We start from the raw sequence: 25,773 nt of genomic DNA, 5'->3' as shown, positions 1-25,773 counted from the left end.
AATTAGGTCCTACCGATCAGGGCCCGGCGCCTTTTTGTGCTTGCTCAGACGTGACGGCTGGGACGACTTTTTGCCCTTATAGGGGTTCTTGTCGCCCTGATCGCGCAGCGTCAGGCGGATCGGTGCACCCGGCATGTCAAAGTCATCGCGCAAACCGTTGACCAGATAGCGCGAATAAGACGCCGGCACCAAATCAGGGTGCGAAGTCATGACGACAAAGCCCGGCGGACGGGTTTTCACCTGAGTCGCATAACGCATCTTGATCCGCTTGCCGCCCGGTGCGGGTGGCGGGTGCTGTTCCAGCATGCCCGTCAGCCAGCGGTTCAGCTGCGCGGTCGTCACGCGGCGGTTCCAAACGTCATAGGCCTTCATGATCGCCTGTTGCAGACGGTCCAGACCCTTGCCCGTTTTCGCGGACACAGTCACCAGCGGCGCGCCGCGCAGCTGTGGCAGCAGGCGGGCGAATTCTTCACGCAGCTCGCGCAGCTTGTCCTGCTTGTCGTCCTCGGTGTCCCACTTGTTGACCCCGATCACGACGGCGCGGCCTTCACGCTCTGCCAAGTCGGCGATGCGCAAGTCCTGCTGTTCAAACGGAATATCCACGTCCAGCAGCACGACCACGACTTCGGCGAACTTGACCGCACGCAGGCCATCACTGACCGACATCTTTTCCAGCTTTTCGTTGATCCGCGCCTTTTTGCGCATACCAGCGGTGTCGAAAATCCGCATCGGCACGCCCACACCGTCCGGCCCGGCCCATTCGGTCATGACCGAAATCGCGTCGCGGGTGATCCCGGCCTCAGGCCCGGTCAGCAGACGCTCTTCGCCGATGATCTTGTTGATCAGCGTGGATTTACCTGCGTTCGGGCGGCCCACAACGGCAATTTGCAGCGGCTTGGCGCGTGTTGGCACGCGGGGCGCATCGGGGTCTTCGTCGTCGACGCCCACATCCGTTTCCGGCGCAAAGGACAGATCGGCCTTGGCGCGCTCCTCGAACTCTTCGGACAACGGACGCAGCACGTCCATCAGCTCTCCCATACCCTCGCCGTGTTCGGCGGACAGGCGGATCGGCTCTCCCAGTCCCAAGGCATAAGCCTCTAGGATGGTGATATCAGCGGCCCGGCCCTCGCCTTTGTTGGCGGCAAGGATGACATGGGCGTTTTTCTTGCGCAGAATGTCGGCGAAAATCCGGTCGGCCGGCAGAACGCCGACGCGGGCGTCGATCATAAACAGGCAGACATCGGCCATTTCGACTGCGCGTTCCGTCAGCTTGCGCATCCGGCCCTGCAGCGATTCGTCCGTGGCCATTTCCAGACCGGCGGTGTCGATCACCGTGAACTTAATGTCGGCAATGCGCCCCGGCCCTTCACGCAAATCGCGTGTCACGCCGGGCTGGTCATCCACCAAGGCAAGCTTTTTGCCCACCAGACGGTTGAACAGGGTGGATTTGCCGACATTGGGTCGGCCCACAAGGGCAAGGGTAAAGGTCATGGCGCACAGGCTCCGGCTATAGTCAGAGGCGGGCCATACACCGCTTTGCCCTTAACGGAAAGCCAGCAGTTGCCCGTTCTTGTTTACGACGTAAAGCACGCCGTTCGCAATCGCAGGAGCAGAGGCCGCACCGCCGGGCAAAGCGACGCTGCCCAGTAGCGCGCCAGAGGTCGGATCGAACGACCGCAGCTGCCCGTCAGAGGACGCCACAACAAGCCGATTGCCCGCCATGATCGGCCCGAAATGCGCATAGACCGTGCGGCCTTTGCGCAGGAACGATCCGGTTTCGACAAAGTCCGGCAGGGTTGTGCGCCAAATGGATTCGCCTGTGTCGCGATCTAGGCGCACCAGTTCATTCAGGTCGTTGACCATGAACACCGAATTGCCCGCTGGCCACACAGGACCTGCTGCGCCTTCGCCTGCGGTCCAGATCCGTTCGCCGGATGCGCTATCCAGCGCGACGGTCACACCGGAAAAGTTGCCGACGTAAACGCGGTCACCGTCAATCACCGGATCGCCGCCGATGTCCGACAGATCGCCAACAGCCTGACCGGGACGGTCGCCGCTGATCACCGAAGACCAACGCTGAATGCCGCCCTGCGGAAAGACCGCCATGACTTCACCAGACGAGAACGGGAAAACCGCCAGATCATCCGTCACCGCCGGGCCAGCGCCGCCCGCAAAGGACGTGGTCGACGGAATACCGCTCAGCTGATAGCGAATCCGGCCGTTGGTCACATCAATCGCCCAAGCGCGGCTGTCGCGGCTGACGACATAGGCCAGATCGCCCACAACCGTTGGCGCAGATGTGCCCGGCGCGTCAAGTTCCTGCACCCAGATCACGCCGCCCGTGGCCGGGTCCAGTGCGGTCAGCGTGCCGTAGCCAGTGGACACAAACAAACGCCCGGATCCAAAGGCCAGACCGCCGCCCGACGCATCGCTGCGCGTATCTGTCGGCGGGGTGATATCCGCGCTCCACACAGCAGCGCCGCCGGTCGTGGTCGCCGTCACATGGCTGCGCGCGTCCAGCGTATAAACGATGCCGTTCGCGACAACCGGGTCCGCCGTGATACGCGCGCCCTTGCTGTCGCCTTCACCGATATCGACAGCGAAAATCTGGCTGAGCGATCCACCAAGCGCCGGCTGCGGGCTATTGTGGTCGGCCCCGCCATTGCGATGGGTCCAGTTGGCATTCGCCACAGGCGCCGCAAAGCTGATCGGCAGCGCGCGGTTGACTTGCGTCGCCTCGGCGCGGATCGGCTCGCGCGTGCCGGGCAGGATGATATCCTTTTCGCCGCAGGCGGACAGGGCAACAAGCGCCAAAAGGCTGATCGACAGGGTCTTGGATGTCACGGCGCGGTTCCCTTTCACGGGTTGGTCGAAGTAGCGTCAGGGGCCGCAACGGCAGCCGCATCGCCGGATGGAAGTGCGTCAGGCAGCGGGGCCCCCAGCGATACCATCAGGGTTTGGACGCGGTCACGCAAGCCTTGGCTGACGCCCGCGTCTTGGATGATCGCGTTCAGGCGGGTGATGGCTGCATCACGCTCGCCCGCCGCCAGATCGGCCAAAGCCAGCTGTTCCTGCGCCAGCAGCGCAAAAGGCTTACCGGGGTTCGCAAGCGCCTCTAGCCGCGTGCGGCGTGCAGCAGGATCAGTGCCAGCGTCGAGCATGGCCGCCTTAAAGCTGGCCAGATCGCGGTAAATGGCCGGCACATCCGTGCGGGCTGCCAGCGCATCAAGCGACGCAACTGCGGTGTCCAAATCGCCAGCTTCTTCTTGTGCGGCCGCAGCGATCAGCAGGCTGACCGCCCCTGCGCCGCCGTCCGGCGACAGGCCGTCCAGCGCAGCGGCACGTGCCTCGGGATCGCTATTAGACAGGGCATCCAGCAAGGCATCGCCAGCGGCCTCTGCCTGCGCCGCGTCGCGCGCACGGCTGTATTCGGTCCACGCCGCGCCGCCCACCAGCAGAACGACGATCACGATGGCAATCCAGCCATAGCGTTTCATCAGGCCGAACAGGCGGTCGCGGCGCACCTCTTCACTGACTTCATTGATAAAACTGTCGCTATCGCTCATGACCGTCCCCCGCGTCCGCCGCCCGTTGGGGCGGTGATGTTGGCAGCTTCTTAACGTGAAGCGCCCCGGATTGCCAAGACCCGCGCCGTTGCCGCCTGCGTGAATGTGCCGCTTGCGGGGCCATCCAGCAGACTTGAGGCGGCGTTCATTGTCCCTTAACGTAGCGGCGGCATATGATCTTGCATCGCTGCCGCCCTGTTTCAGAGGTAAAGGACCACAATGAAACTCGTGCCAGTGCTGATCGCGATTATCGTCTCTATCGCTTTGTATTTCGTCGTGTTTGAACGCGATACCCTTCTGACTTTTGCAGGCCGCGCACCCGAAGCAGCGGCCCCCGCGCCGCAGGCCGAACCCGTCCAAGACACCCCCAGCGGCGTGCGCGTTGTCGCCATGAAATCAACGGCCCAGACCGTCGATAGCGCCGTGATCCTGCGCGGCCGGACAGAAGCTGCACGCCAGGTCACCATCGCCACGGAAACCGCAGGGCGCGTCACCTCTGATCCGCTGCGCAAGGGCACCTTTGTGACCGCTGGCGACACCCTGTGCCGCCTTGATCCCGGCACCCGTGACAGCCAGTTGGCAGAGGCGCAGGCCCGCCTGTCAGAGGCGCAAAGCCGCGTGCCAGAGGCGCAAGCCTCGCTCGCCGAAGCAGAGGCCCGCATCCGCGAAGCTGACATCAATGTGAATGCAGCACGCCAGTTGAACGAGGGCGGATTCGCGTCCCAGACCCGTTTGGTCAGCGCAGAGGCGCAGCGCGAAGCCGCCAGCGCGGGCATCCAGCGCGCCAATTCCGCCATCACCAGCGCCGAAGCCGGGATCGAGGCTGCAACTGCCGCCGTCGCCGTCGTCACCCGCGACATCGACCGCCTGACCATCACCGCGCCCTTCGCGGGCCTGCTGGACACCGACACGGCAGAGCTTGGCACCTTGCTGCAAACCGGCAATGCCTGCGCGACCATCGTGCAGATCGACCCGATCAAGCTGGTCGGCTTCGTGCCCGAACTGGACGTCGACCGCGTCACCATGGGCGCTGATGTGCGCGCGCAGCTTGCCTCTGGCGGCGCAGCGCAGGGCAAAGTCACCTTTGTATCGCGCGTCGCGGATGAAACCACGCGCACCTTTCGCGTCGAAGTCACCGTGCCAAACCCCGACCTTGCGATCCGCGACGGGCAAACGGCGGAAATCATCATCGCATCGAACGGCGCGCTGGCGCATCTGGTGCCGCAATCGGCGCTGACCCTGAACGACGACGGGGACCTTGGCGTGCGCACCGTGGCCGCTGACGGCACCGCGCAGTTCGCCCCTGTCACTTTGCTGCGCGACACGGTGGACGGCGTCTGGCTGACCGATCTGCCCGATACGGTCAATATCATCACCGTCGGCCAAGATTTCGTCAGCGACGACGTCGCGGTTCTGCCGACCTATGCGCAGGTTCAGCCATGATCGGCCTTGTCGACTGGGCCGCGGCCCGGGCGCGCATGGTCATCGCCTTTATCGCGCTGTCCCTATTGGCGGGCGGTTTCGCCTATGCCAGCCTGCCGAAAGAGGGTGAGCCGGATATCGAAATCCCGGCGATTTTCGTCTCTGTACCCTTCCCCGGCATCTCTGCCGCCGACAGCGAAACCCTGCTGGTCAAACCGATGGAGACTGAGCTGTCCTCGCTGGACGGTCTGAAAACCATGTCCTCGACCGCGTCGGAAAACTACGCCGGGGTCGCGCTGGAATTCGAATTCGGCTGGGACAAAACGCAGGTTCTGGCTGACGTGCGCGACGCGATGAACGCGGCAGAGGCGAAGTTTCCCGCCGGCGCCGACCAATATTCCGTCAACGAAATCAACTTTTCCGAATTTCCGATCTTGATCGTTAACCTGACCGGCAACGTGCCCGAACGCACCCTGCTGCGCCTTGCCCGCAGCCTGCAAGACCGCATCGAAGGCATCGACGCCGTGCTCGAAGCTGGCCTTGCTGGCCAACGGGACGAGATGCTGGAGGTCGTGATCGATCCCCTGCGGCTAGAAGCCTACGACGTCACCGCAGGCGAGCTGATCAGCGTGGTGAACAACAACAACCTGTTGATCGCCGCAGGCGAAGTTGAAAGCGCGCAAGGCAGCTTTGCCGTCAAAATCCCGTCGTCCTTTACCGAAGCCGCCGATGTCTACGAGCTGCCCGTCAAGCGCAACGGCGACCGCGTCGTGACGATGGGCGATCTGACCGACATTCGCCTGACGTTTGAGGATCGCGCCGGCACCGCCCGGTTCAACGGCGTCACTACCGTCGCCTTGCAGGTCGTCAAACGCAAAGGCTTTAACCTGATCGACACCGCCGCTTTGGTGCGCGAAGCCATCGCGGCAGAGCGTGCCACCTGGCCAGAGGCCGTGCAGCAAGCCGTCGATGTGGGGGCCAGCAACGACCAGTCACGCGGCGTGGCCTCTATGGTCAGCCAGCTTGAAGGATCCGTTCTGACGGCCATCGCGCTGGTGATGATCGTGGTCCTTGCCGCCCTTGGCACACGGCCTGCGCTGCTGGTCGGCTTTGCGATCCCGACGTCGTTCCTTTTGTGCTTTGCGCTGCTGGCGGTCATGGGCATCACCATTTCCAACATCGTCATGTTCGGCCTGATTTTGGCCGTCGGTATGCTGGTGGACGGGGCCATCGTCGTGGTCGAATACGCCGACCGCAGGATTGCCGAAGGCACCGGCCCGATGCACGCCTATACGGAAGCGGCCAAACGCATGTTCTGGCCGATCATTTCATCCACCGCGACAACGCTTTGCGCGTTCCTGCCCATGCTGTTCTGGCCCGGCGTGCCGGGGCAGTTCATGGGCATGTTGCCCGTCACGCTGATCTTTGTGCTATCCGCCGCGCTGGTTGTGACGCTGGTCTATCTGCCCGTCTTGGGCGGCGTCACCGGGCGCGTCAGCCGTGCCTTTGATCATGCCTCTGCCCGCCTGCGGCCCCTGCCGTGGATGGTCCGCGCGGGCCTTGTGCCAGTGGCGATGCTGATCGTCTTTACCGGCGCGATGCTGACGCTGAACCCCGGGTATTTGTCCGGCAACGCATCCCCTGTCGCTGGACTGTCCGCCGCCCTGCCCGGCATGGTGCTGTTCACCTTTGGCGCAATGGCGCTGGCGATCACCATGGGCGCGGCGAAGATCACCCGCGCGCCAAAACGCATCAACGCAGGCTATCGCCGCACGCCCTTTGGCCACCTGATCGCCTTTTTGACCGGCAATCCGATCATGCCGCTGGTCACGATTGCCGCCGTTCTGGGCTTTGTCATCTGGACCTTTGGCTACTTTGGCAAAAACAACAACGGCGTTGAATTCTTTGTCGAATCCGAACCCGAACAGGCCATCGTCTATGTCCGCGCACGCGGCAACCTGTCGCTGAACGAAAAGGACGGGCTGGTCGCGCAGGTCGAACAGGTCGTCCTTGCCCACCCCGGCGTCGACACCGCCTTTGCCTTCGCGGGCGAAGGGGGATTGAACTCCAACACCGGCGGCGCAACCGCCCCCCGCGACACGATTGGTCAAGTCCAGTTCGAGACGATCCCGTGGGAGGACCGCGCCGACCGCCCCGAACTGGACGGCGATCTGGTGATCTCGGAACTTGAAACCCAGCTTGCCCTGATCCCCGGCATCCAGACCGAAATCCTGGCCCAAGCGCGTGGCCCCGCATCGGGCAAACCCGTGCACCTGCGCCTCAAAGGCGACGATTGGGACGCCCTGCGCAACGCCGCCGCCGTCGTGCGGGAAATGTTCGACGCAACGCCGGGCCTGACGCAGGTCGAAGACACCCGCCCCCTGCCCGGCATCGACTGGCAGATCGACGTCGATACCCGTGCCGCTGGCCGGTACGGCGCGGACGTCATGGCCGTCGGCGGCATGGTGCAATTGGTCACGCGCGGCATCCTGCTGGACACGATGCCCGTCGACAGCTCTGATGAAGAGATCGAGATCCGCGCACGCCTGCCTGAAAAAGACCGCGTGCTGTCCACGCTTGATACGCTGAAAGTCCGCACCGATCAGGGGCTCGTGCCGCTGTCCAACTTTACCACGCGCCAGCCGGTGCCAAAACTGGCGCAAATCGACCGCGTGGACCAACAGCGCTACTTTGACGTCAAGGCCGGCGTGGCATCCGACATGGTCGTGCTGAAGGGGGGCGACGGCGTCGTCACCGCCATGCCGCAAGCGCGCTATGACGCAGACGACGCCGCGCAGGCCTTGGTGGCAGAGGGCGATCTGACCCTGCAAGTGCTGACCGCGAACGAACGCATTGCCACCCTGACCGATTGGCTGGACACCGCCCCCCTGCCCGCTGGCGTCGCCTGGGAATGGACCGGCGATCAAGAGGATCAGGCCGAAAGCGGCGCCTTCTTGCAAACCGCCTTTTCCGGCGCGCTGATGCTGATGTTCATCATCCTGCTGGCGCAGTTCAACAGCGTTTATAACGCCGTGCTGGTGCTGCTGGCGGTCGTGCTGTCCGTGGCCGGCGTGCTGGTGGGCATGCTGGTGATGGATCAGGCGTTTTCGATCATCATGACCGGCACGGGCATCGTCGCGCTGGCGGGGATCGTGGTGAACAACAACATCATCCTGATCGACACTTACCAAGAATACGCAGCCTATATGCCGCGCCAAACCGCTATCGTCCGCACGGCAGAGGATCGCATCAGGCCCGTTCTGCTGACCACGATCACCACCATGGCGGGCCTTGCGCCGATGATGTTCGGCCTCAGCCTCGACTTTATGCAAGGCGGCTATACCATCGACAGCCCAACGGCGCTGTGGTGGAAACAGTTGGCGACGGCCGTCGTCTTTGGCCTTGGCATCGCGACAGTGCTGACGCTGGTCTTTACCCCCGCGATGCTGGCGCTGCGGGTCTGGCTGTCGACCTACGTTGCCATGGCCGGACGCGGGATTGCGGCGCTGACCGGCGGGCGGTCGGGCCGCGCGGCGCAGGACTGGGCGCTGGCAAGGTCGGCGGCCAAGATGACCTCGACCGAGCTGATCTGGCTGGACGATGAACCCAAACCCCGCCCGAAGACGGTGCGCGCTGCCGAATAACACAGCAAAAAGGCCCGGACGCGATTTGCGCCCGGGCCTTTAAGTTGCGGTTAAGGCGTGGGGTCAGACCATCTGCGCGCGCGACACCCGGCCCAGCGTCATCAGCGCCAGCACCAAGGCCGCGACAGCGCACAGCGCAATCGCCGCGACCATCGGCAGCGCGGTGCCGTCAAAAAACAGACCCGTCAGCGCGATCATCACGCCGCCAGCCACCATCTGCAGCGTGCCGCCAAGGCTGGATGCGAGGCCCGCGATCCGGCCATGGGCGTCCAGCGCCATGACCATCGTCGTCGGGATCACAAGGCCAAGGCAGGCGTTCGCCAAAAACAGGCCCGCCACGATGATCGGCAGCGACACAAAGCCCGCCAGCACCAGCGCCAGCAAGGCAACGGCAAAGCCAGCAAAGCCCATCACGCCCCAGCGCATCAGGCGCACGATGCCAAACCGTTCGCCCAGCGGGCCCGCAGCTTGGCTGGCGGAAAAGAAGCCCACGGCGTTGATCGCAAAGGCCAGCGAAAAGCCGGTTGGCGTCAGGCCGAACTGGTCGACGTAAACAAAGGACGCAGAGGCGATGAAGACGAAAAAGCTCGCCATGCCAAAGCCGCCGATGAAGGTCAGCCCCATGAACACCGGGTCCGTCAACAGCACCTTAGCGCTGGCCAGCAATGATCCCATGTGGATTTTTTGGCGCTGCGCCGGGGCCAGTGTTTCAGGCAAGGCAAAGCCCGTGATCAGCAAGGCGACAACCGCCGCGCCGCACAGCACCCAGAAGATCAGGCGCCAGTCGCCCAATTGGATCAGACCAGAGCCCGCCAAGGGTGCCAGCATCGGCGAGACCGAGATCACCAGCATGACCATGGCCATCATCTTGGTCCCGTCAGTGCCTGTCGCCGAGTCGCGGATGACGGCGCGCGGCACGACCATCAGTACTGCGCCGCCGATGCCTTGCACCGCGCGGGCCGCGACCAAAGCGCCGATTGTCGGTGCCAGCGCCGCCATGGTGCTGCCGACAATGAAAATGGCCAGACCCGCGTACAAAGGCCGCTTGCGCCCCGACTGGTCCGACCACGGGCCATAGACCAGCTGCGCCAAACCGAAGGCGACGAAATAGCTGGTTAATGTCAGCTGCGCCGCGGTTTCAGTGACACCCAGCGACGCCGCAAGGGCGGGCATCGCGGGCAAATACATGTCGATCGCAAAGGGGCCGACAGCAGACAAAAGGCCCAGGATCAGGGCCATATGAAAAAGTGACATGGAAACGTCCTGATCTATGGGTGGTTTTGCCATAGCTACGCTGCGTCCCCGCGCCGCGCAATCGCCCGCGCCTGCGGCCGCTCTGCGCGATAGCGCACAGGGTCAGCTTAGGCCAACCTGCTGCGTCCCCGCATCCAGCCCCGCCCACCAATCCGCATAGCTGGTGTTTTTGGGATGTTTGCCGCCCTCGTCCGGGGCACCGTCGTCCCACCAGACCGGCCCGCGCTCGCCCAAGGCCCGCTTGGCTGCGTCCACTTTATCACGGGCCGCGCGGGTGGCATCTTCGCTATCCGCCTGCCCAACGCCGCGGCGCGCCTGCATCAGCGCCTTGACCGCAGCCCGCCGCGCGGTGTCATCCAGCGCCGGGTTCGTTTTGCGCCACATCCGGCCTTTTGCCACGAAATAGCGCCCGTCAGGCGTTGTGGGATAGTCTTTGGCGCTCACGCCGCGTCCTCTTCCTCGCTTTGGCGATTCCACAGATGGGCATAGCGGCCAGCCTGCGCCAGCAGCGCGTCGTGGGTGCCGGTCTCGACGATCTCGCCATCCTCAAGGACAACAATGCGGTCGGCGTCCTGAATGGTGGACAGGCGGTGCGCGATGGTGATGACCGTGCGGCCCTGCCCCATCTGGCGCAGTTCTCGCTGAATTTCCCGCTCTGTATCGGTATCAAGGGCGCTCGTCGCCTCGTCCAGCAGCAGGATCGGTGGGTTCTTCAGCAAGGTGCGCGCAATGCCAACGCGCTGCTTTTCGCCGCCCGACAGCTTGAGCCCGCGCTCGCCCACGGTCGTGCCATAGCCGTCGGGCAGGCTCATGATAAAGTCGTGGATATTGGCCGCCCGCGCCGCCTCGCGGATTTCAGCCTCGCTCGCGCCTGGGCGACCGTAAGCGATATTGTAGTGGACCGTGTCGTTAAACAGCACCGTATCCTGCGGCACGACGCCAATCTGCGCGTGCAGGCTTTCCTGCGTCACGTCGCGCACGTCCTGCCCGTCGATCAGCATGGCCCCGCCGGTCACGTCATAGAACCGGAACAGCAGCCGCCCAATCGTCGACTTGCCAGACCCAGAAGAGCCAACAATCGCCACGGTTTGCCCCGGCAGCACGTCCAGATCGACGCCTTTTAAAATGGGGCGCGCCGCGTCATAGCCAAAATGCACATCGCGCAATGTGACTTGGCCGCCGGTGACCTTCAGCGCGGCGGCACCGGGCTTGTCCACGACCTCTGCTGGTTGTTCCAGCAGGTCGAACATGCCGCCCATATCGATCAAGGCTTGGCGAATTTCGCGGTAAACGGTGCCGAGGAAGTTCAGCGGCATCGTGATCTGGATCATATAGGCGTTCACCATGACGAAATCGCCGACGGTCAGATTGCCCGCCTGCGCGCCCATCGCGGCCATCACCATAACGATCACCAGACCCGCTGTGATAATCAGCGATTGGCCAAAGTTCAAAAACGCGAGGCTATAGTTTGTGCGCACTGCAGCGGTTTCATACTGCTTCATCGCGCCGTCATAGCGCGCGGCTTCCCACCGCTCTGCGCCAAAGTATTTCACAGTCTCAAAGTTCAGCAGACTGTCGATCGCCTTTTGGTTGGCGTCGGTGTCTTGATCGTTCATCACCTTGCGGATCTTCACGCGCCATTCTGTCACCGCAAAGGTGAACCAAACGTAAAGCGCGATCGTGACGACCACGACGACCATATACCAGACGTCGAAATTAAAGAACAAAACCACGGAAATCATGATCAGCTGCAACAGCAGCGGCCCCATCGAGAAGATGAGGAAGCGCATCAGGAAATCAACGCCTTTGACGCCCCGCTCGATGATGCGGGACAGCCCGCCCGTCTTGCGCGTGATGTGATAGCGCATGGAGAGGCGATGAATATGGGTGAAGGTTTCCAGCGCTAATGTGCGCAGCGCCCGCTGGCCAACCGGGGTAAAAATCACGTCGCGCAACTGCGTCAGGCCCGTCGTGGCCAGCCGCGATACGCCGTAAAGCACGGTCAGCCAAACCGCGCCAAGGGCGATCAGCCACGTATCATCCCGCGCCTCTGCCGCCAGCGCATCGACGGCGGCTTTGTATAAAAACGGCGTGCCGACGGCGATGGCATTGGCAACCAGCAGGACGCTGATGGCGGCAACAACGCGGATTTTGGTGTTCTTGTCGCCCGCGGGCCAAAGGTATGGCGCAACCCGGCTGATGACGTTCCAGCCTTCGATTTTGGCGTTGGGGTCGAAATTGGCATCGGTTTTGGACAGGCGGCGCATGAAAATTCCTTGGCTAATGCCCTTACCTAGGCAGGTGGGCGGGCGATGGCCAGCGCCCTAGCGGCCCGGGATAACAAAGACCTGCCCCGGATAGATCAGGTCAGGATCACGGATTTGATCGGCGTTCGCCGCAAAAAGATCGACATACATGATGCCGTCGCCAAGGTTGTCGCGGGCAATCGCCCAAAGCGTATTGCCCGGTTGCACGGTCTGCGTGGCAGCGCCCGTATCCCCTTGAAGCGCGGCGACATTGCCCGGCTCCTCGCGCCGGAATGGCGTTTCCACGCGGCTGGCGACGGTGCCGTCCTGTGCGACTTCGTCGATGCGCAGCGTGTAGGTACCAGCGTTGATGTCCGGCAGGGTCACGCGCCAGTCGCCTTGCGGGCCCACGGGGCCAGCGACGACAGGTTCGTTATCGACATAGACCTGCAAGTTCCCATCGCCGGGCGCGCGCCCCGCCAATTGCACACCGCCAGCCGTGTCATAGGTGATCGCGTCCAGCGCGACGCGGTCCATAACCTGCGGCCCCGGCCCCAAGACCCGCGCGCCTTGATTATCAACAACGACGGTGGGTTGCGCGGGGGCCTCTGCGACGGCCGCGGTCGCCTCTGCTGCGGCAGGCGCATCTGCACTGGCGATGGCAGGGGTTTCCGTCGCGGTTGGCGCGGCCTCAGCGACGGCGGCCTCTGCTGGCTCTGATGGCACCGCAGTTTCCGCGACCGGCGCTTCGGCAATTTCAGCCTCAGCCTCTGCGACCGCAACTGGCTCTACTGGTGCGCCGGTGCCGGGGCGGACCAGCACAGCTTCACCGCTGGGGGCCGCGCCGTTTTCAGCGAATGTCAGGCTGCGAGGCGTATCCGATGCCGTAACCTCTGCCGTGGTGGCAAAACTGCCCGCGCCGTCGGCGGTCGCGGTTGCAATCGCCTCTCCCTCTAGCAGCAAGGTGACTTCAGCGCCCGGCGCGGCGTGGCCAGCGACAACCGCGACCCCGTCCGGGCCTAGCAAAAAGGTATCGACGGTGGGGCCAGCCGCCTGCATCACAGGCGCGGCCTCTGGCACGGTGTCTGCCGCTTGAGCTGGCGCGGCAGCGGGCCCATCGTCCACCTGCGGCACATCGCGGGGGAAAAGCGCGATCACGAAGACGGCCAGCGCCACCGCCGCCCCTGCGCCGCCAATCAACCGTGCTGTGTTATTTGCCATAATCCTTCGCCCCCCAGCGATCCCGTCTTGGCGAAATCCCGCCCAAAGACAGGCTGGCGCAAAGCGGTGGCCGCTGCAAGCGTCCGTCGGCGCAAGGATTTCAAGCGATGGCGCGCGCAACACACATTTGCGCGGTCAGATCACCGCCCGCGCCCGTCGCCGTGCGCGGCGATCCGCGGCGATAGTGGACACCGAATACAGCGCCAACGCCGCCCAGATCATGGGAAAGGCGATGGCGTGCCACGGCGTCAGCACATTGCCAAAGAACAGCACGGCGCAGCCAAATTGCAGCGTCGGGTTCAGGTATTGCAGCAGGCCGACCGTCGACAGCCGCAGCCGCCGCGTGGCAAAACTGAACAGGATCAGCGGCACCCCAGTCAGGATGCCCGATAGCGCCAGCAGCGCCATATCGGGCCAGTTCATCGCGTGATTGCCAATTTCGGTGCCGCGAAAGATTAGCCAAAGCAGCGCCAGCGGGGCCAGCACCGCGACCTCTGCCGTGACCGACACCACGCCGCCCAGATCAAGGCCCTTTTTCAGCACGCCGTAGGCCCCAAAGGTCAGCGCCAGCCCCAGCGCGATCCACGGCGCGACGCCAAGGCCGATTGTCAGCACGATCACGGCGACAGCGGCCAGCAGGACGGCCGCGATCTGCGCCCGGCTTAGGCTTTCGCGAAACACGAGCCAGCCCAGCACCACGGCGACCAGCGGAAAGATGTAATAGCCCAGCGACGCCTCTAGCGCGTTGCCGATGGAAATACTGTAGATAAAGCCGAACCAATTCAAAGAGATGGTCACAGCAGAGGCCACGATCAGCAACATGGTGCGCCGGTCGCGCAATGCGGCCCCAACCAGCCCCAGCCGCCCCTGCACCGCCAGCAATGCGCCAAGAAATATCAGCGACCAGACCGTGCGATAGCACAGCACCTCTAGCGGGGGGACGTGGGCCAGCAGGTGATAATACAGCGGTGACAGCCCCCAGACCGTGCAGGCCAGAATAAGGGCGAGCACGCCTTGAACGCTTGGGGAAAATCGCATGGGAATGGCCTTGATCAGTCGCGCCCATCTGCTTCGAAATCGGCGGCGGTCACAAGGCGAAACGACAAGGCCGCCCGCGTGTTTCGCAGGCGGCCTCTGATCTGTTGGTGCGACAAGGTCGGTTTAGGCGACGAGGTCGGCCTTCACGATGTCCTCGATATCCTTGACCGGATGGTTGGTCAGGGTCTTGGGGATCTCTCCGACGATTTTGTCGGTGACTTCCTGATGCAACTGCCCGCGCAATTCGCCCAGCACGCCGGGGCTGGCGACCAGCACAAGGCTGTCGAATTTGCCCTTATGGGCGCGTTCATACAGGATATCTGCCAGATCGGCGGCAAAGCGGTCCTTGGCCAGCTCGTGCCAATCGGTGTCGTCATAGGCCGACTTGCCCGGATTGGCGGATTGGCCAACGCGGCCGGGGCGGTTGGCGGATTGGTCGATATCCTTGGGGTTATCCTGCTCTTCTTTGCGGATCACCTCTAGGTTTGGGTTGGTCCCGTCGGTGATGTTGCGCAAAAAGAGTGCCTTTTCGCCATCAGCCACCACAACCCATGTGCCATTTTTGATCTGTGTCATGCTCGGATCTCCTTTGGTTATCACTTGGGAAACCAACGATCCGCGCGGGCGCATTGTTCCGCCCTACCCGGCCATCACCGTCTGCCACCGCGCCACAGACACATTGGACCCGCAGGCGATGATGCCCACATGCTTTCCAGCCAATTCATCCCGCAGCGGCCCGCAGATTGCGGCAAGGGACGCGGCGCAGGCGGGTTCCGCCAGCAGACGCAGCACGTCCATGTAATGCCCCATGCCGGCGCGCATCTGCGCGTCCGTCACGTGCACCATGCGGTCCACAACCTGCTGCGCCACGGCAAAGGAATAAGGCATCGCCTTGGGTGCACTCAGGCTGTCAGCAATCGTGGCGATCTTGTCCAGCGCAACCGGATGGCCTGCCGCAAGGCTGCGAGTCATGCTGTCAGCGCCGGTCGGTTCCACCCCGATCACCTGCACAGCAGGGTTCGCCAGTTTAAACCCATGCCCCAGCCCGCCGATCAAGCCGCCGCCGCCCACAGGCACGACCAGCGTGTCAATCTGGGGGGCTTGGGCCGCGTATTCCGCGCCGCAGACGGCCGCGCCAAGGGTCATATGCGCGCCGTCAAACGGATGCAGGATCGCGCGTCCCTCTTGCGCGACAACGCGGTCCATTTCGGCAAAGGCGGCGGGCATGTCGTCGCACAGCGTGACTTCGGCCCCCATCGCGCGGCAACCTTCGATACGCAGCGGGTCCACCGTGGATGGCATGGCGATCCGGGCGCTGACGCCTGCCGCCTGCGCCGCCCAGCTGACCGCCAGCGCGTGATTGCCGCCAGACGCTGCCACCACGCCAACGCGCCGCTGCACCGCGTCGAGCCGACGCAGGCCCAGCAAAACACCGCGCGCCTTGAACGATCCGGCCTGCTGAAACAGCTCTAGCTTGACCGTGATGCTAGCCGCATCCGGCAAAATCCCGCGCCAGCGGTCAGAGGTCAGGGAAAGCACAGGCGTGCGGATCGTCTCTGCCGCGATGTCGGCGGCGGCAGCGGCGATTTCATCAAAGGTGGGCAGGCTTACGTCGGTCATGGCATCATCCAAAGCAAAAGGCCCGCGCACAAAACGCGGGCCCTTGTTAGTCTAAGTGCAGGCGAATTACATCCGGCCCGCGACGTTTTCCCAGTTTACCAGGTTGTCGAGGAAGTTGGTCAGGTAAGCCGGACGCTTGTTGCGGAAGTCGATGTAGTAGGAGTGTTCCCACACGTCGCAGCCCAGCAGCGCGGTCTGACCAAAGCACAGCGGGTTCACGCCGTTTTCAGTCTTGGTGATCTTCAGGCCGCCATCGGTGTCCTTGACCAGCCATGCCCAGCCAGAGCCGAACTGACCGGCACCAGCAGCCGCGAACTCGTCCTTAAACTTCTGTACGGACCCAAAGCTTTCGGCCAGTGCCAGCTCTAGCTCGCTTGGCATTGCCTTAGTGTCGGGGGTCATCATTTCCCAGAACTGGTTGTGGTTCCACAGTTGCGACAGGTTGTTGAATAGACCGCTCTGCGCCACGGCACCGGACTGGTAGGTGCTGGTAATCGCGTCTTCCAGCGACATGCCTTCGTATTCAGAGGCAATCAACAGCTTGTTGGCGTTGTCGACATAGGCTTTGTGGTGGATATCGTGGTGATACTCCAGCGTCTCTGCGGACATGCCCTTGGATGCCAGCGCGTCGTGGGCGTAGGGAAGATCGGGAAGTTCAAAAGCCATGATGTGACCCCTTTTATAAAGTGTATTTCGCTGCCGCGAATGGAAGCGCGATTAGCTGCAGGGTCAACCCCTGAAAGCGGATCAAGTTCCGCGTGGAAAGTGCCCAACTGGCCCCGCAGCCGCCGATGCAGCCAGCAAATCAAAGGCATATTCGGCAACAGAGCGGAAACAGATGACTTCAAACGTTTGCGGACCGCTCATCCAAAAAGCCGCCGCGATCTGCCCGAGTCTGGACCGCAGCACTTGGCCTTCGCCGAATGCGCCGGGGTACAGATCAACGGGGGCCAGCTTGGCGATGACTTCGCGGGCGAACGGCCCGTCCACCCGCAGCATGGTGCGCGCATCAGAGACGTCGACCGCCAGATGATGCTGGCCTTTCAGCACTTTGGCGATGCGGGCCAAACTATCCGCCACACTGCCATAAGGCAGCACGAACAGCAGCTCGTCCGGGGACATCCACAGCACGGCGGCGTCGCCTTTGACCTGCACTTCACGCGGCGCAGGGGCTGGCAAGCCAACCAAATCCTTGCAAAGCGACCGGATTTTCGAGGACGCCAGATCGCCGCGCAGGGTGATCATGCCGTGCACGCCGGTATCGCTGACTTGGACGCTGCCGTGCGTGGCCCGCAGGCTAAGGGCGCTGATGGGATCAGACATTCTGCTTCTCTCCGTCCTTGTCATAGAACACCGGATCGACGATGCGCGCATCGACAAACCCGCCGCCCTCTTTGGTAAAGGCGATCACTTCGCCCATGCGGGTGGGGCCGTGTTTCACCAGCCCCATCGCGATGCCCTTTTTCAGCGTCGGCGAATAATAGGTCGATGTGACGCGTCCTTGGGTGTTGCGCTGGCCATTGGCATTTACGCCCTCTGCCACCGCATAAGCGCCGTCTGCCAAGACCGAGCCATCCACTGTTTCCAGCCCGACCAGTTTCCAGCGATCCGGGTCGACCATATGGCTGCGCAGCTGGCCGCGCTTGCCCAAAAAGTCGTCCTTTTTCTTGGAAATCGCCCAGTTCAGATTCAAGTCCTGCGGAATGACCGTACCATCGGTTTCATCACCGATCATGATAAAGCCCTTTTCGGCCCGCAGGACGTGCAGCGCCTCTGTCCCGTAGGGCATCAGGCCGAAAGCCTCGCCCTGTTTGACCAGCATATCCCAGAACGCAGCCCCTTGGCCCGCGGCGACGGCGATTTCATACGACAACTCGCCAGAGAAACTGATGCGGAACACCCGCACGTCAAAGCCGCCAATCTGCCCGCTTGCCCATTGCATAAACGGCAGGTCATCCTTGGTCAGCGCCATGCCGCCAATCGCCTGCAACAGCTGCCGTGCCTTGGGGCCAACGACAGCAAATTGAGCGTATTGCTCGGTGACATTGGCCACATAGACCTGCCAATCCCACCATTCGCACTGCAGCCAGTCTTCCATATGCGCCAAAATACGATCAGCGCCGCCGGTGGTGGTGTGGCAAAGCCAGGTGTCGTCATCCATCCGGGCGACAACACCGTCGTCCATCAAGAAGCCGTTTTCGCTGCACATCAGACCATAGCGGCATTTGCCGACGGCCAGATTGGACATCATGTTGGTATACATCATGTCCAGAAACTTGCCCGCGTCCGGCCCTTTGACGATCAACTTGCCAAGGGTGGACGCGTCCAGCAGGCCGACGTTTTCGCGGGTGTTCACCACCTCGCGCGTGACCGCGTCATGCGCTGTCTCGTCCCCGCGCGGATAGGCATAGGGCCTGCGCCATTGGCCGACAGGCTCGAACTCTGCACCCTGCGCATCGTGCCATGCGTGGACCGGCGTTTTGCGGATCGGCTGGAACAGCTCGTCCCGCGCCACACCTGTGATCGCGGCTAGCGGTAGCGGTGTATAAGGCGGACGGAAGGTCGTAGTGCCGACTCGCGGGATTGCTTCACCCAGTGCATTAGAAAGCACCGCGAGTCCGTTGATATTGCTCAACTTCCCCTGATCCGTTGCCATGCCCAGCGTGGTGTATCGCTTGGCGTGCTCAACAGACTGAAAGCCCTCTTGCGCGGCCAGTTGCACGTCGCTGACTTTAACGTCGTTTTGGTAATCCAGCCACATCTTTGACCGCAGCTTGTACGGGGCCTGCGCGGGCATGATCCAGACCGGGGTCAGCGCATCCTCTGCCACATCGTCGCCCATCGGGGCTTGGCCCGGTTTGCGCGTATGACCCGCCACCTTGGCTGCCTTGCGCCCGGCGCTAAAGCCGTCGGCAATCGCCTCGGCGGTGAACAAATGGCCGTTGGCAGTGCCAACCGCGATGACGAAGCCTTCGCCGTCCGCGCCCAGCGGCGGGCGATCCGCGTCGGGGCGGAAAAAGGCATGCGGCTCGTCCCAGACCAGCTTGCCGCCGCAGTGGGACCACAGGTGCACCACGGGGGACCAGCCGCCCGACATGGCAACGCAGTCGCAGGGGATCGTTTCCGTGACCGTGCCTTCGCCGTCCTGCGCGCAGACCTGCACGCCGGTGACGCGCTTGCCGCCATCGACGGATGCGATCCCGCTGTTTGTCAGCACTTTAATGCCAAGGGCGCGCACTTGCTCTGGCAGCTCGCCCTTCGCAGATGTGCGTGCGTCGATCACGGCGGGCACGTCTAGCCCTGCGTCATGCAGGGCAATCGCGGTGCGGTAGGCGTCGTCGTTATTGGTGACAATCACAGTGCGTTCGCCGACAGCGACGCCAAAGTTTACGACGTAATCGCGCAGGGCAGCCGCAAGAAGAACGCCCGGCACGTCGTTGTAAGCAAAGGACAAAGGCCGTTCAATCGCGCCCGTCGCGGTGACTATGCGTCCGGCCCTGATCCGCCAAAGCCGCTGACGCGGACCGCCCTGTTTGGGCGCGTGGTCGGTCAGGCGTTCGTGCGCCAACGCATAGCCGTGATCGAAGACGCCAGCGCCCTGACAGCGCAGCCGCACATCGACGTTGGGCATGGCGTCCAGCTCTGCCAGCGTCGCATTCACCCAGTCCTGCGCACTGATGCCTTCAATGCTGGGCCGGTCCACAACAGCCCGGCCACCCCAGCCAGAGGTTTGTTCCACCAGCAGCACCCGCGCACCCGCACGGCCCGCAGCCAGCGCCGCTGCCAGACCCGCAATTCCGCCCCCAACAACAAGCACATCCACAGTGACGTTAAAGTGCTCGTAGGTGTGATCGTCGCCGGTTTCCGGCGCACGGCCAAGGCCGGCAGAGGCGCGAATGATCGGCTCATAGACATGCTTCCAGAACGCCTGCGGCTGCATGAAGGTCTTGTAATAGAAACCTGCGGGCAAAAAGCGCGACAGCTTGGCGTTGATGACGCCGACGTCGAATTCAAGGCTTGGCCAATGGTTCTGGCTGCGGGCAGCGAGGCCGTCAAACAGTTCGACCTGCGTGACACGCGCGTTGGGTTCCTGCCGGTCGCCGCGCCCCAGTTCCACCAGCGCGTTCGGCTCTTCTGCGCCAGCGGCGACAAGGCCGCGTGGGCGGTGGTATTTGAACGAGCGGCCGACCAGCAGTTGATCGTTCGCCAACAAGGCAGAGGCGAGCGTGTCGCCAGAGTAGCCCTGTAACCGTTTGCCGTTAAAGGTAAAATGCACTGGCCGGTTCTTGGCGACCAGCCTGCCGTTTGTGCGCAGCCTCATTGGAATGTCCCCCACGACCAGCCCGGTTGCTTTGCGGATATCGCGTCGCGGATCGCTTGCGGCGGCTCCGTCGTTTGCGCGGAATAGGTGCCGTAAACTTCTAGCGTCGCAGTGTTGCGGGCGGCCAGAAACCACTTGCCGCAGCCGTAAACATGACGCCAGCGTTCAAAATGCACACCCTTTGGGTTTTCGCGCATGAACAGGTAGTTCTCGAACTCCTCCGCCTCTGATCCGGGGCCAAAGCGTTTCACATGCGCCTCTCCGCCGGCGTGCAGATCGGTTTCATCGACCATCCGGTCGCAGTGCGGGCAATGCAGGATCAGCATGGGATAACCTTTGAAGTGAGGGCCGAAAACGACGAAAGGCCGCCCGGTCCCATTGGGAACCGAGCGGCCTTAGCGTCGCGGATAATCTGTAGTGCCTTAGTTGCCAGTCGTCGCGTCAGCCGCGCCTTCGGCAGCATTGCCAGTCGCTTCGGCTGCGCCAGCAGCTGCGTCGCCAACGGCGTCAGCGGTGCTAGCCGCTGCATCGCCAACAGCATCAGCCGTCGCCGCAGCAGAGGTGTCGGTCGTGGCTGTCGTGCCAGCGCCGTCGCCGCCGAAGAACAAGAATGCCAGAACGGCAAGAACGATGACCACGATGCCCAGAATGACGGCTGTGCCGCCGCCGGACTTTTCCACGACCGGGGTCGTGTTGTGGATGTTTGTCGTGTTCGGGCGGGTTGGGTCAGTGTTGTTGTTGTAGTCCGACATGTTGCGGGCTCCTGATAAGGTCTATTTGGCGACAAAACGTCGCAACCTTGCCATTGGTTCCCAAGGTCTGCACAAATATCAGGCTGATCTTGCGTCATGCTCTTAAACTGCATGATTAATGCGCCACGCCAGCGGCGACGCTCTCGTCGATGAACTTGCCATGACGGAAACGGTTCATCGAAAACTCTTCGGTCAGCGGCGATGCGCCCTTGGCCATCAGCTCTGCCATGGCCCAGCCAGAGCCCGGGATCGCCTTAAAGCCGCCCGTGCCCCAGCCGCAGTTGACAAAGATGCCTTCCACCGGGGTTTTCGACAGGATCGGCGACCGATCCCCCGTCACGTCCACAATCCCGCCCCACTGGCGCAGCATTTTCAACCGCCCGACGATGGGGAATGTTTCGACCAAGGCGCGGACGGTTTCTTCGATATGATGGAAACTGCCGCGCTGGGTATAGTTGTTATAGCCGTCCGTGCCGCCGCCGATGACCATTTCGCCCTTGTCGGACTGGGACATATAGCCGTGCACCGTGTTCGCCATGACGACGACATCCATGCAAGGCTTGATCGGCTCGCTGACCAAGGCCTGCAACGCGACGCTTTCGATGGGCAGTTGAAAGCCCGCCTTTTGCGCCAGAACGCTAGCGTGGCCTGCGACGACCATGCCCAGCTTGCCGCATTTGATATCGCCGCGCGTGGTGTTCACGCCGGTGACTTTGCCAGCCTCAGTCGTGACGCCCGTGACTTCGCACTGCTGGATGATGTCCATGCCCATATCGGCGCAGGCGCGGGCATAGCCCCACGCGACCGCATCATGACGCGCCGTGCCGCCGCGCGCTTGCCACAACGCGCCCAACACCGGATAGCGTGGGCCGTCGATGTTCATGATCGGGCACAGCTCTTTTACCCGCGCCGGGCTAATCCATTCCGTCGTCACGCCCTGCAAGTTGTTGGCATGCACCGTGCGCTGATAGCCGCGGATTTCGTGCTGGGTTTGCGCCAGCATCATCACGCCGCGCGGGCTGAACATGACGTTGTAGTTCAGGTCCTGAGACAGCCCCTCGTACAGGCTGCGCGCCTTTTCATAGATCGCGGCAGAGGGGTCCTGCAGATAGTTGCTGCGGATGATCGTCGTGTTGCGGCCCGTATTGCCGCCGCCCAGCCAGCCCTTTTCCAGCACCGCGACATTGGTGATGCCGAAATTCTTGCCAAGGTAGTAGGCCGTCGCCAGCCCGTGGCCGCCAGCACCGACGATAATCACATCATAGCGCGGCTTTGGTTCGGCCTGCCCCCATGCGCGGGTCCAGCCGCTGTGCTGACGAAAAGCTTCGCGGGCGATGGCAAAGGCGGAATAGCGTTTCATGAGGCTCGAATCCTTCAAGGCCTGTGCGGGTCTTACCCGCCTTTCCTGAACAAAACAGACATACCGAAGCTGTGCGCCAGCGGCAAGACAGACGAGGTTTGCGACATCCCCTGCGGTTGGGCAATGCCCGCGTTGTCGCAGGGGGCCTTACGCGGGGTTTTCACAGGGGCCGTGACCGCTTAGGTAAGGCGCGAACCCAAGGGGGAACAGCATGTTCTGGATCATTTGCATTGTCATGGCGCTTGGCCTTGCGTCGCTACTTGCGGCGCCGTTACTGCGCCCGGCAGTTGCGCGCGATGACCACCCGCAGGTGGCGATCTACAAAGGCCAGCTGGAAGAGGTCGACCGCGACATCACCCGCGGCGTGTTGAACGCCGATGAGGCAGAGCGCGCCCGCGCCGAGATCGCGCGCCGTCTGCTGGCCGTCAGCCGCACGCATCAGGTCACAGGCACCGCGCCGCGCAGTGCAAACATCGCGGTTGCGGGCGTTGTGGGCGTCATGTTGCTTGGCGTTGGCGGTTACACCTACCTGCAACTGGGTGCGCCCGGCGATCCCGATCAGCCCCTCGCTGCCCGCCATGCCGAGGCCGAGGTGATGCGGGACACCCGCCCCGATCAGGCCGCGCTCGAGGCTGCAGCCCCGACCCTGCCCCCGGTCGATGCGCCCACCGACTACCTAGAGCAGATCAACCAGTTGCGCACGATGGTGCCGACCCGTCCCGATGACCTACAAGGCTGGACGCTGCTGACCTTTCACGAAACCCGCTTAGGCAACTATGGCGCGGCGGCCCGCGCACAGGCGCGCGTTGTCGCGCTGAAGGGTGACGACGTTCCGATGGAAGACCTGGAACGCGAAATTGACCTTATGGTGGCCGCCGCGAATGGCATCGTGTCGCCAGAGGCTGAAACCGTCGCCCGCGCGATCCTGACCCGCGATGAAGCAAACGTCGCCGGGCGGTATTACATCGGTGCGATCTATGACCAAACCGGACGATCCGACATTGCACTGCGTTTTTGGCGCCCCATTGCCGACAGCGGCGACACGTCCTTTCACGGCGAATTAATCCGGTCCCAGATCGCAGGTGCCGCCGCCCGCGCGGGTGTGGAATATGAATTGCCCGATCTGCGCGGTCCCGGCGCGGCGGATATCGCAGCCGCCGAAGACATGACCGAAGAAGACCGCACCGCGATGATCGGCGGCATGGTGGCACAACTGGCAGGCCGTCTGGCCGCCGAAGGCGGGCCTGCTGCGGACTGGGCGCGGCTGATCTCTGCCTACGGCGTGCTAGGCCAAACCGAGGAAGCGCGTACCGTCTATACCGAGGCGCAAACCGCCTTTGCCGGTGACAACATCGCCTTGCAAACGATTGAAACCGCAGCGCAATCTGCCGGGGTCGCGGAATGATCTGCGAAGACGTCAGCAGCTTTTTGGGCAACGTCCCCGCCTTTGGCGCACTGGCGGGGCTGGACCTTGGGACTGTGACGATTGGCGTTGCCGTGTCCGACGTGATGCGCGGCGTGGCCACCCCGACGGAAACGATTAAGCGCAAGAAATTCGGGCTGGATGCCGCCGCGCTTTTGGCGCTGTGCGAAAAGCGCCAGATCACCGGATTGGTGCTGGGCCTGCCGCTGAACATGGACGGCAGCGAAGGACCGCGCTGCCAAGCCACCCGCGCCTTTGCCCGCAATCTGGAACGGCTGACACCGCTGCCAATCACCTATTGGGACGAGCGTTTATCCACCGTCGCCGCCACCCGCGCCCTGCTGGAGGCTGACACATCCCGCAAGCGCCGCGCCGAAGTGATCGACCACGTCGCCGCCGCCTATATCCTGCAAGGCGCGCTGGACCGGATCACCCATATGAAGGCCAACCCATGACCGACGATGTCTGGAAACGCGACGAAATCGACAGCCCCTGCATCAAGATTTGCGTCATCCACCCGGCCAGCCGGCTGTGCACCGGTTGCCTGCGCACGATTGACGAAATCGGATCCTGGTCGCGCATGACGCCTGACGCGCGGCGCGCTGTGATGGAAGAGCTGCCAAACAGGTCCGGCCAGATCACCCAGCGGCGCGGCGGGCGCGCGGCGCGGCTGGGCAAAGATCTCTCGGACGAAAAGCCTTAGGGTCCTAAACGTCTCTGGACGAAGACTTTTTACGCTGCTGCCGGAAACACAAAACACCGATCGCGGCGGATCATGATCCACAGCGGCGTGCCGGGTTTGGGCAGGAACACCGACGGGATTTGCGCCCGCAAGATCGTGCCATCGTAATCCATGCGGAATTCCACCAAGGATTCTGATCCCATGAACCGCGCCCGCTGCACGACACCGCGCGCGGGCGTGCCTTCCATCGGGGTTGGGTTCGGGCCACGGCCCGCGCGGTCAAAGTCGATTTTCAGGTGCTGCGGGCGGATGCAAATATCGACCGCCGTGCCGTCCGGCACACCGGGAGCAAGGAATTGGCCGAAGGGCGTGTCGGTCAACGCCCCGCGCACTTCGCCCCGGATCACGTTGATATCGCTAAAGAATGCCGCCGCCTTGCGATCAACCGGCGTGTTGTAAATATTGTAAGGCGCGCCGCGCTGCACGATCCGGCCATCGCGCATCAACGCAATCTCGTCCGCCATGCGCATCGCCTCGCCCGGCTCGTGGGTGACCAGCAGCACGGCGGTGCCTTCGGCCTTGAGCACGTCCAAGGTTTCATCCCGGATGTCATCGCGCAGACGGTCATCAAGGCCCGAAAACGGCTCGTCCATCAGCATGACTTTGGGCCGCGGTGCCAGTGCGCGGGCCAGTGCAACGCGCTGTTGCTCTCCGCCCGACAGCTCGTGCGGGAAGCGGTCGATATGGCGGCCCATGCCGACTTTGCCCAGCAATTCTTCGACGCGGGCGCGGGCCGCGCGGCGGTCAAGCTTTAGGCCGAAGGCCACGTTTTGCGCGACGCTTAGGTGCGGAAACAGGGCGAAATCCTGAAACATCAGACCGATCGACCGCGATTCAGGCGGCACGTCGCGCCCGTCGCCGCAAATCAGCTGGCCATCGACGTGGATTTGCCCCGCATCGGGCGATTCCACCCCAGCGATCATCCGCAATGTTGTGGATTTGCCGCAGCCAGAGGGGCCCAGCAGGCAGGTCACCTGCCCCGGCATCACGCTCAGGCTGACATCATCGACGACCTTTTGGCCGCCAAAGCTTTTGGCAATGTGACTGATTTCAAGGCGCGGCGTGGCGGTCATGGCATACTCTAGCGAAATACTAAGGCATGGCCTAGCAATCCCTGCCCCCAAGGGCAAGGCAGCACGCGCGGCACTGTCAAAGCGCCGCGCA

22 protein-coding genes are annotated in these 25,773 nt (G+C 63.2%); 5 read left to right on the top strand and 17 right to left on the bottom strand.

All coding sequences use genetic code 11. The annotated features are described in order from the left end of the window. Positions 1 to 9: 9 nt before the first annotated feature. From der to BM131_RS06715, 3 genes are read right to left on the bottom strand one after another with little or no spacing between them, the layout of a single operon-like run. Complete coding sequence (der, locus tag BM131_RS06725) at positions 10 to 1,491, bottom strand: ribosome biogenesis GTPase Der (protein ID WP_090187425.1); 1,482 nt, start codon at positions 1,489 to 1,491, stop codon at positions 10 to 12. A gap of 51 nt (positions 1,492 to 1,542) precedes the next feature. Further along, positions 1,543 to 2,844 (bottom strand): PQQ-like beta-propeller repeat protein, encoded by a 1,302-nt coding sequence (locus tag BM131_RS06720; RefSeq protein ID WP_090187422.1) that lies wholly within the window; start codon positions 2,842 to 2,844, stop codon positions 1,543 to 1,545. A gap of 14 nt (positions 2,845 to 2,858) precedes the next feature. Beyond that, complete coding sequence (locus tag BM131_RS06715) at positions 2,859 to 3,566, bottom strand: tetratricopeptide repeat protein (RefSeq protein ID WP_090187418.1); 708 nt, start codon at positions 3,564 to 3,566, stop codon at positions 2,859 to 2,861. 219 nt (positions 3,567 to 3,785) lie between these two features. On the opposite strand from BM131_RS06715, the gene BM131_RS06710 reads away from it, so the two are divergent. Then, positions 3,786 to 5,009: an efflux RND transporter periplasmic adaptor subunit gene (locus BM131_RS06710; RefSeq protein WP_090187415.1), complete on the top strand. Its 1,224-nt coding sequence runs from the start codon at positions 3,786 to 3,788 to the stop codon at positions 5,007 to 5,009. Beyond that, on the top strand, positions 5,006 to 8,632 hold the full coding sequence (locus BM131_RS06705) for an efflux RND transporter permease subunit (RefSeq protein WP_090187411.1): 3,627 nt from the start codon (positions 5,006 to 5,008) through the stop codon (positions 8,630 to 8,632). Before BM131_RS06710 ends, BM131_RS06705 begins: the two co-directional genes overlap by 4 nt. 63 nt (positions 8,633 to 8,695) lie before the next feature. Here BM131_RS06705 and BM131_RS06700 read toward each other — a convergent pair whose 3' ends face one another. The 13 genes from BM131_RS06700 to BM131_RS06640 all read right to left on the bottom strand — a co-directional run bounded on the left by BM131_RS06700 (position 8,696) and on the right by BM131_RS06640 (position 22,444). Beyond that, positions 8,696 to 9,886 carry a multidrug effflux MFS transporter gene (locus BM131_RS06700; RefSeq protein ID WP_090187407.1) on the bottom strand — a complete coding sequence of 397 codons (1,191 nt, stop codon included), beginning with the start codon at positions 9,884 to 9,886 and terminating at the stop codon, positions 8,696 to 8,698. A gap of 102 nt (positions 9,887 to 9,988) precedes the next feature. After that, positions 9,989 to 10,330 carry a hypothetical protein gene (locus BM131_RS06695; RefSeq protein ID WP_090187404.1) on the bottom strand — a complete coding sequence of 114 codons (342 nt, stop codon included), beginning with the start codon at positions 10,328 to 10,330 and terminating at the stop codon, positions 9,989 to 9,991. Further along, positions 10,327 to 12,153 (bottom strand): ABCB family ABC transporter ATP-binding protein/permease, encoded by a 1,827-nt coding sequence (locus tag BM131_RS06690; protein ID WP_090187402.1) that lies wholly within the window; start codon positions 12,151 to 12,153, stop codon positions 10,327 to 10,329. Before BM131_RS06690 ends, BM131_RS06695 begins: the two co-directional genes overlap by 4 nt. A gap of 57 nt (positions 12,154 to 12,210) precedes the next feature. Then, a complete protein-coding gene (locus BM131_RS06685) occupies positions 12,211 to 13,353 on the bottom strand; it encodes a LysM peptidoglycan-binding domain-containing protein (RefSeq protein ID WP_090187399.1) in 1,143 nt (380 codons plus the stop codon). Positions 13,354 to 13,488: 135 nt separating this feature from the next. Next, positions 13,489 to 14,391: an EamA family transporter RarD gene (gene rarD / locus BM131_RS06680; RefSeq protein ID WP_090187396.1), complete on the bottom strand. Its 903-nt coding sequence runs from the start codon at positions 14,389 to 14,391 to the stop codon at positions 13,489 to 13,491. A 123-nt stretch (positions 14,392 to 14,514) separates the two neighbouring features. Further along, positions 14,515 to 14,967, bottom strand: a complete 453-nt coding sequence (locus BM131_RS06675) for a host attachment family protein (RefSeq protein ID WP_090187393.1) — start codon at positions 14,965 to 14,967, stop codon at positions 14,515 to 14,517. A gap of 63 nt (positions 14,968 to 15,030) precedes the next feature. Then, positions 15,031 to 16,011 carry a threonine ammonia-lyase gene (locus BM131_RS06670; RefSeq protein ID WP_090187747.1) on the bottom strand — a complete coding sequence of 327 codons (981 nt, stop codon included), beginning with the start codon at positions 16,009 to 16,011 and terminating at the stop codon, positions 15,031 to 15,033. 66 nt (positions 16,012 to 16,077) lie between these two features. Further along, complete coding sequence (locus tag BM131_RS06665; RefSeq protein ID WP_090187391.1) at positions 16,078 to 16,677, bottom strand: superoxide dismutase; 600 nt, start codon at positions 16,675 to 16,677, stop codon at positions 16,078 to 16,080. Positions 16,678 to 16,758: 81 nt separating this feature from the next. Beyond that, positions 16,759 to 17,334 carry a sarcosine oxidase subunit gamma gene (locus BM131_RS06660; RefSeq protein WP_090187388.1) on the bottom strand — a complete coding sequence of 192 codons (576 nt, stop codon included), beginning with the start codon at positions 17,332 to 17,334 and terminating at the stop codon, positions 16,759 to 16,761. Then, a complete protein-coding gene (locus BM131_RS06655) occupies positions 17,327 to 20,332 on the bottom strand; it encodes a sarcosine oxidase subunit alpha family protein (protein ID WP_090187386.1) in 3,006 nt (1,001 codons plus the stop codon). The genes BM131_RS06660 and BM131_RS06655 overlap by 8 nt, the downstream gene beginning before the upstream one ends. Beyond that, positions 20,329 to 20,658, bottom strand: coding sequence for a sarcosine oxidase subunit delta (locus tag BM131_RS06650; protein ID WP_090187382.1), 330 nt, complete (start codon positions 20,656 to 20,658; stop codon positions 20,329 to 20,331). Before BM131_RS06650 ends, BM131_RS06655 begins: the two co-directional genes overlap by 4 nt. A gap of 96 nt (positions 20,659 to 20,754) precedes the next feature. After that, positions 20,755 to 21,084, bottom strand: a complete 330-nt coding sequence (locus BM131_RS06645) for a hypothetical protein (protein WP_090187379.1) — start codon at positions 21,082 to 21,084, stop codon at positions 20,755 to 20,757. A 115-nt stretch (positions 21,085 to 21,199) separates the two neighbouring features. After that, positions 21,200 to 22,444, bottom strand: coding sequence for a sarcosine oxidase subunit beta family protein (locus tag BM131_RS06640; protein ID WP_090187377.1), 1,245 nt, complete (start codon positions 22,442 to 22,444; stop codon positions 21,200 to 21,202). A gap of 211 nt (positions 22,445 to 22,655) precedes the next feature. On the opposite strand from BM131_RS06640, the gene ccmI reads away from it, so the two are divergent. The 3 genes from ccmI to BM131_RS06625 are packed head-to-tail and all read left to right on the top strand — an operon-like array spanning position 22,656 to position 24,570. Beyond that, a complete protein-coding gene (ccmI, locus tag BM131_RS06635; protein ID WP_090187374.1) occupies positions 22,656 to 23,849 on the top strand; it encodes a c-type cytochrome biogenesis protein CcmI in 1,194 nt (397 codons plus the stop codon). Continuing rightward, complete coding sequence (ruvX, locus tag BM131_RS06630) at positions 23,846 to 24,322, top strand: Holliday junction resolvase RuvX (protein ID WP_090187371.1); 477 nt, start codon at positions 23,846 to 23,848, stop codon at positions 24,320 to 24,322. Before ccmI ends, ruvX begins: the two co-directional genes overlap by 4 nt. Beyond that, entirely contained in the window at positions 24,319 to 24,570 is a 252-nt protein-coding gene (locus BM131_RS06625) for a DUF1289 domain-containing protein (RefSeq protein WP_090187369.1), read from the top strand. Before ruvX ends, BM131_RS06625 begins: the two co-directional genes overlap by 4 nt. Positions 24,571 to 24,599: 29 nt before the next feature. On the opposite strand, the gene BM131_RS06620 is transcribed toward BM131_RS06625, so the two are convergent. Then, positions 24,600 to 25,682: an ABC transporter ATP-binding protein gene (locus BM131_RS06620; protein ID WP_090187366.1), complete on the bottom strand. Its 1,083-nt coding sequence runs from the start codon at positions 25,680 to 25,682 to the stop codon at positions 24,600 to 24,602. Positions 25,683 to 25,773: the final 91 nt, after the last annotated feature.

This window comes from Loktanella salsilacus, assembly GCF_900114485.1.
Taxonomy (GTDB): Bacteria; Pseudomonadota; Alphaproteobacteria; order Rhodobacterales; family Rhodobacteraceae; genus Loktanella; species Loktanella salsilacus.
The sequence above is the reverse complement of the archived record's forward strand: the minus strand, read 5'-3'. Positions and strand labels throughout refer to the sequence as shown.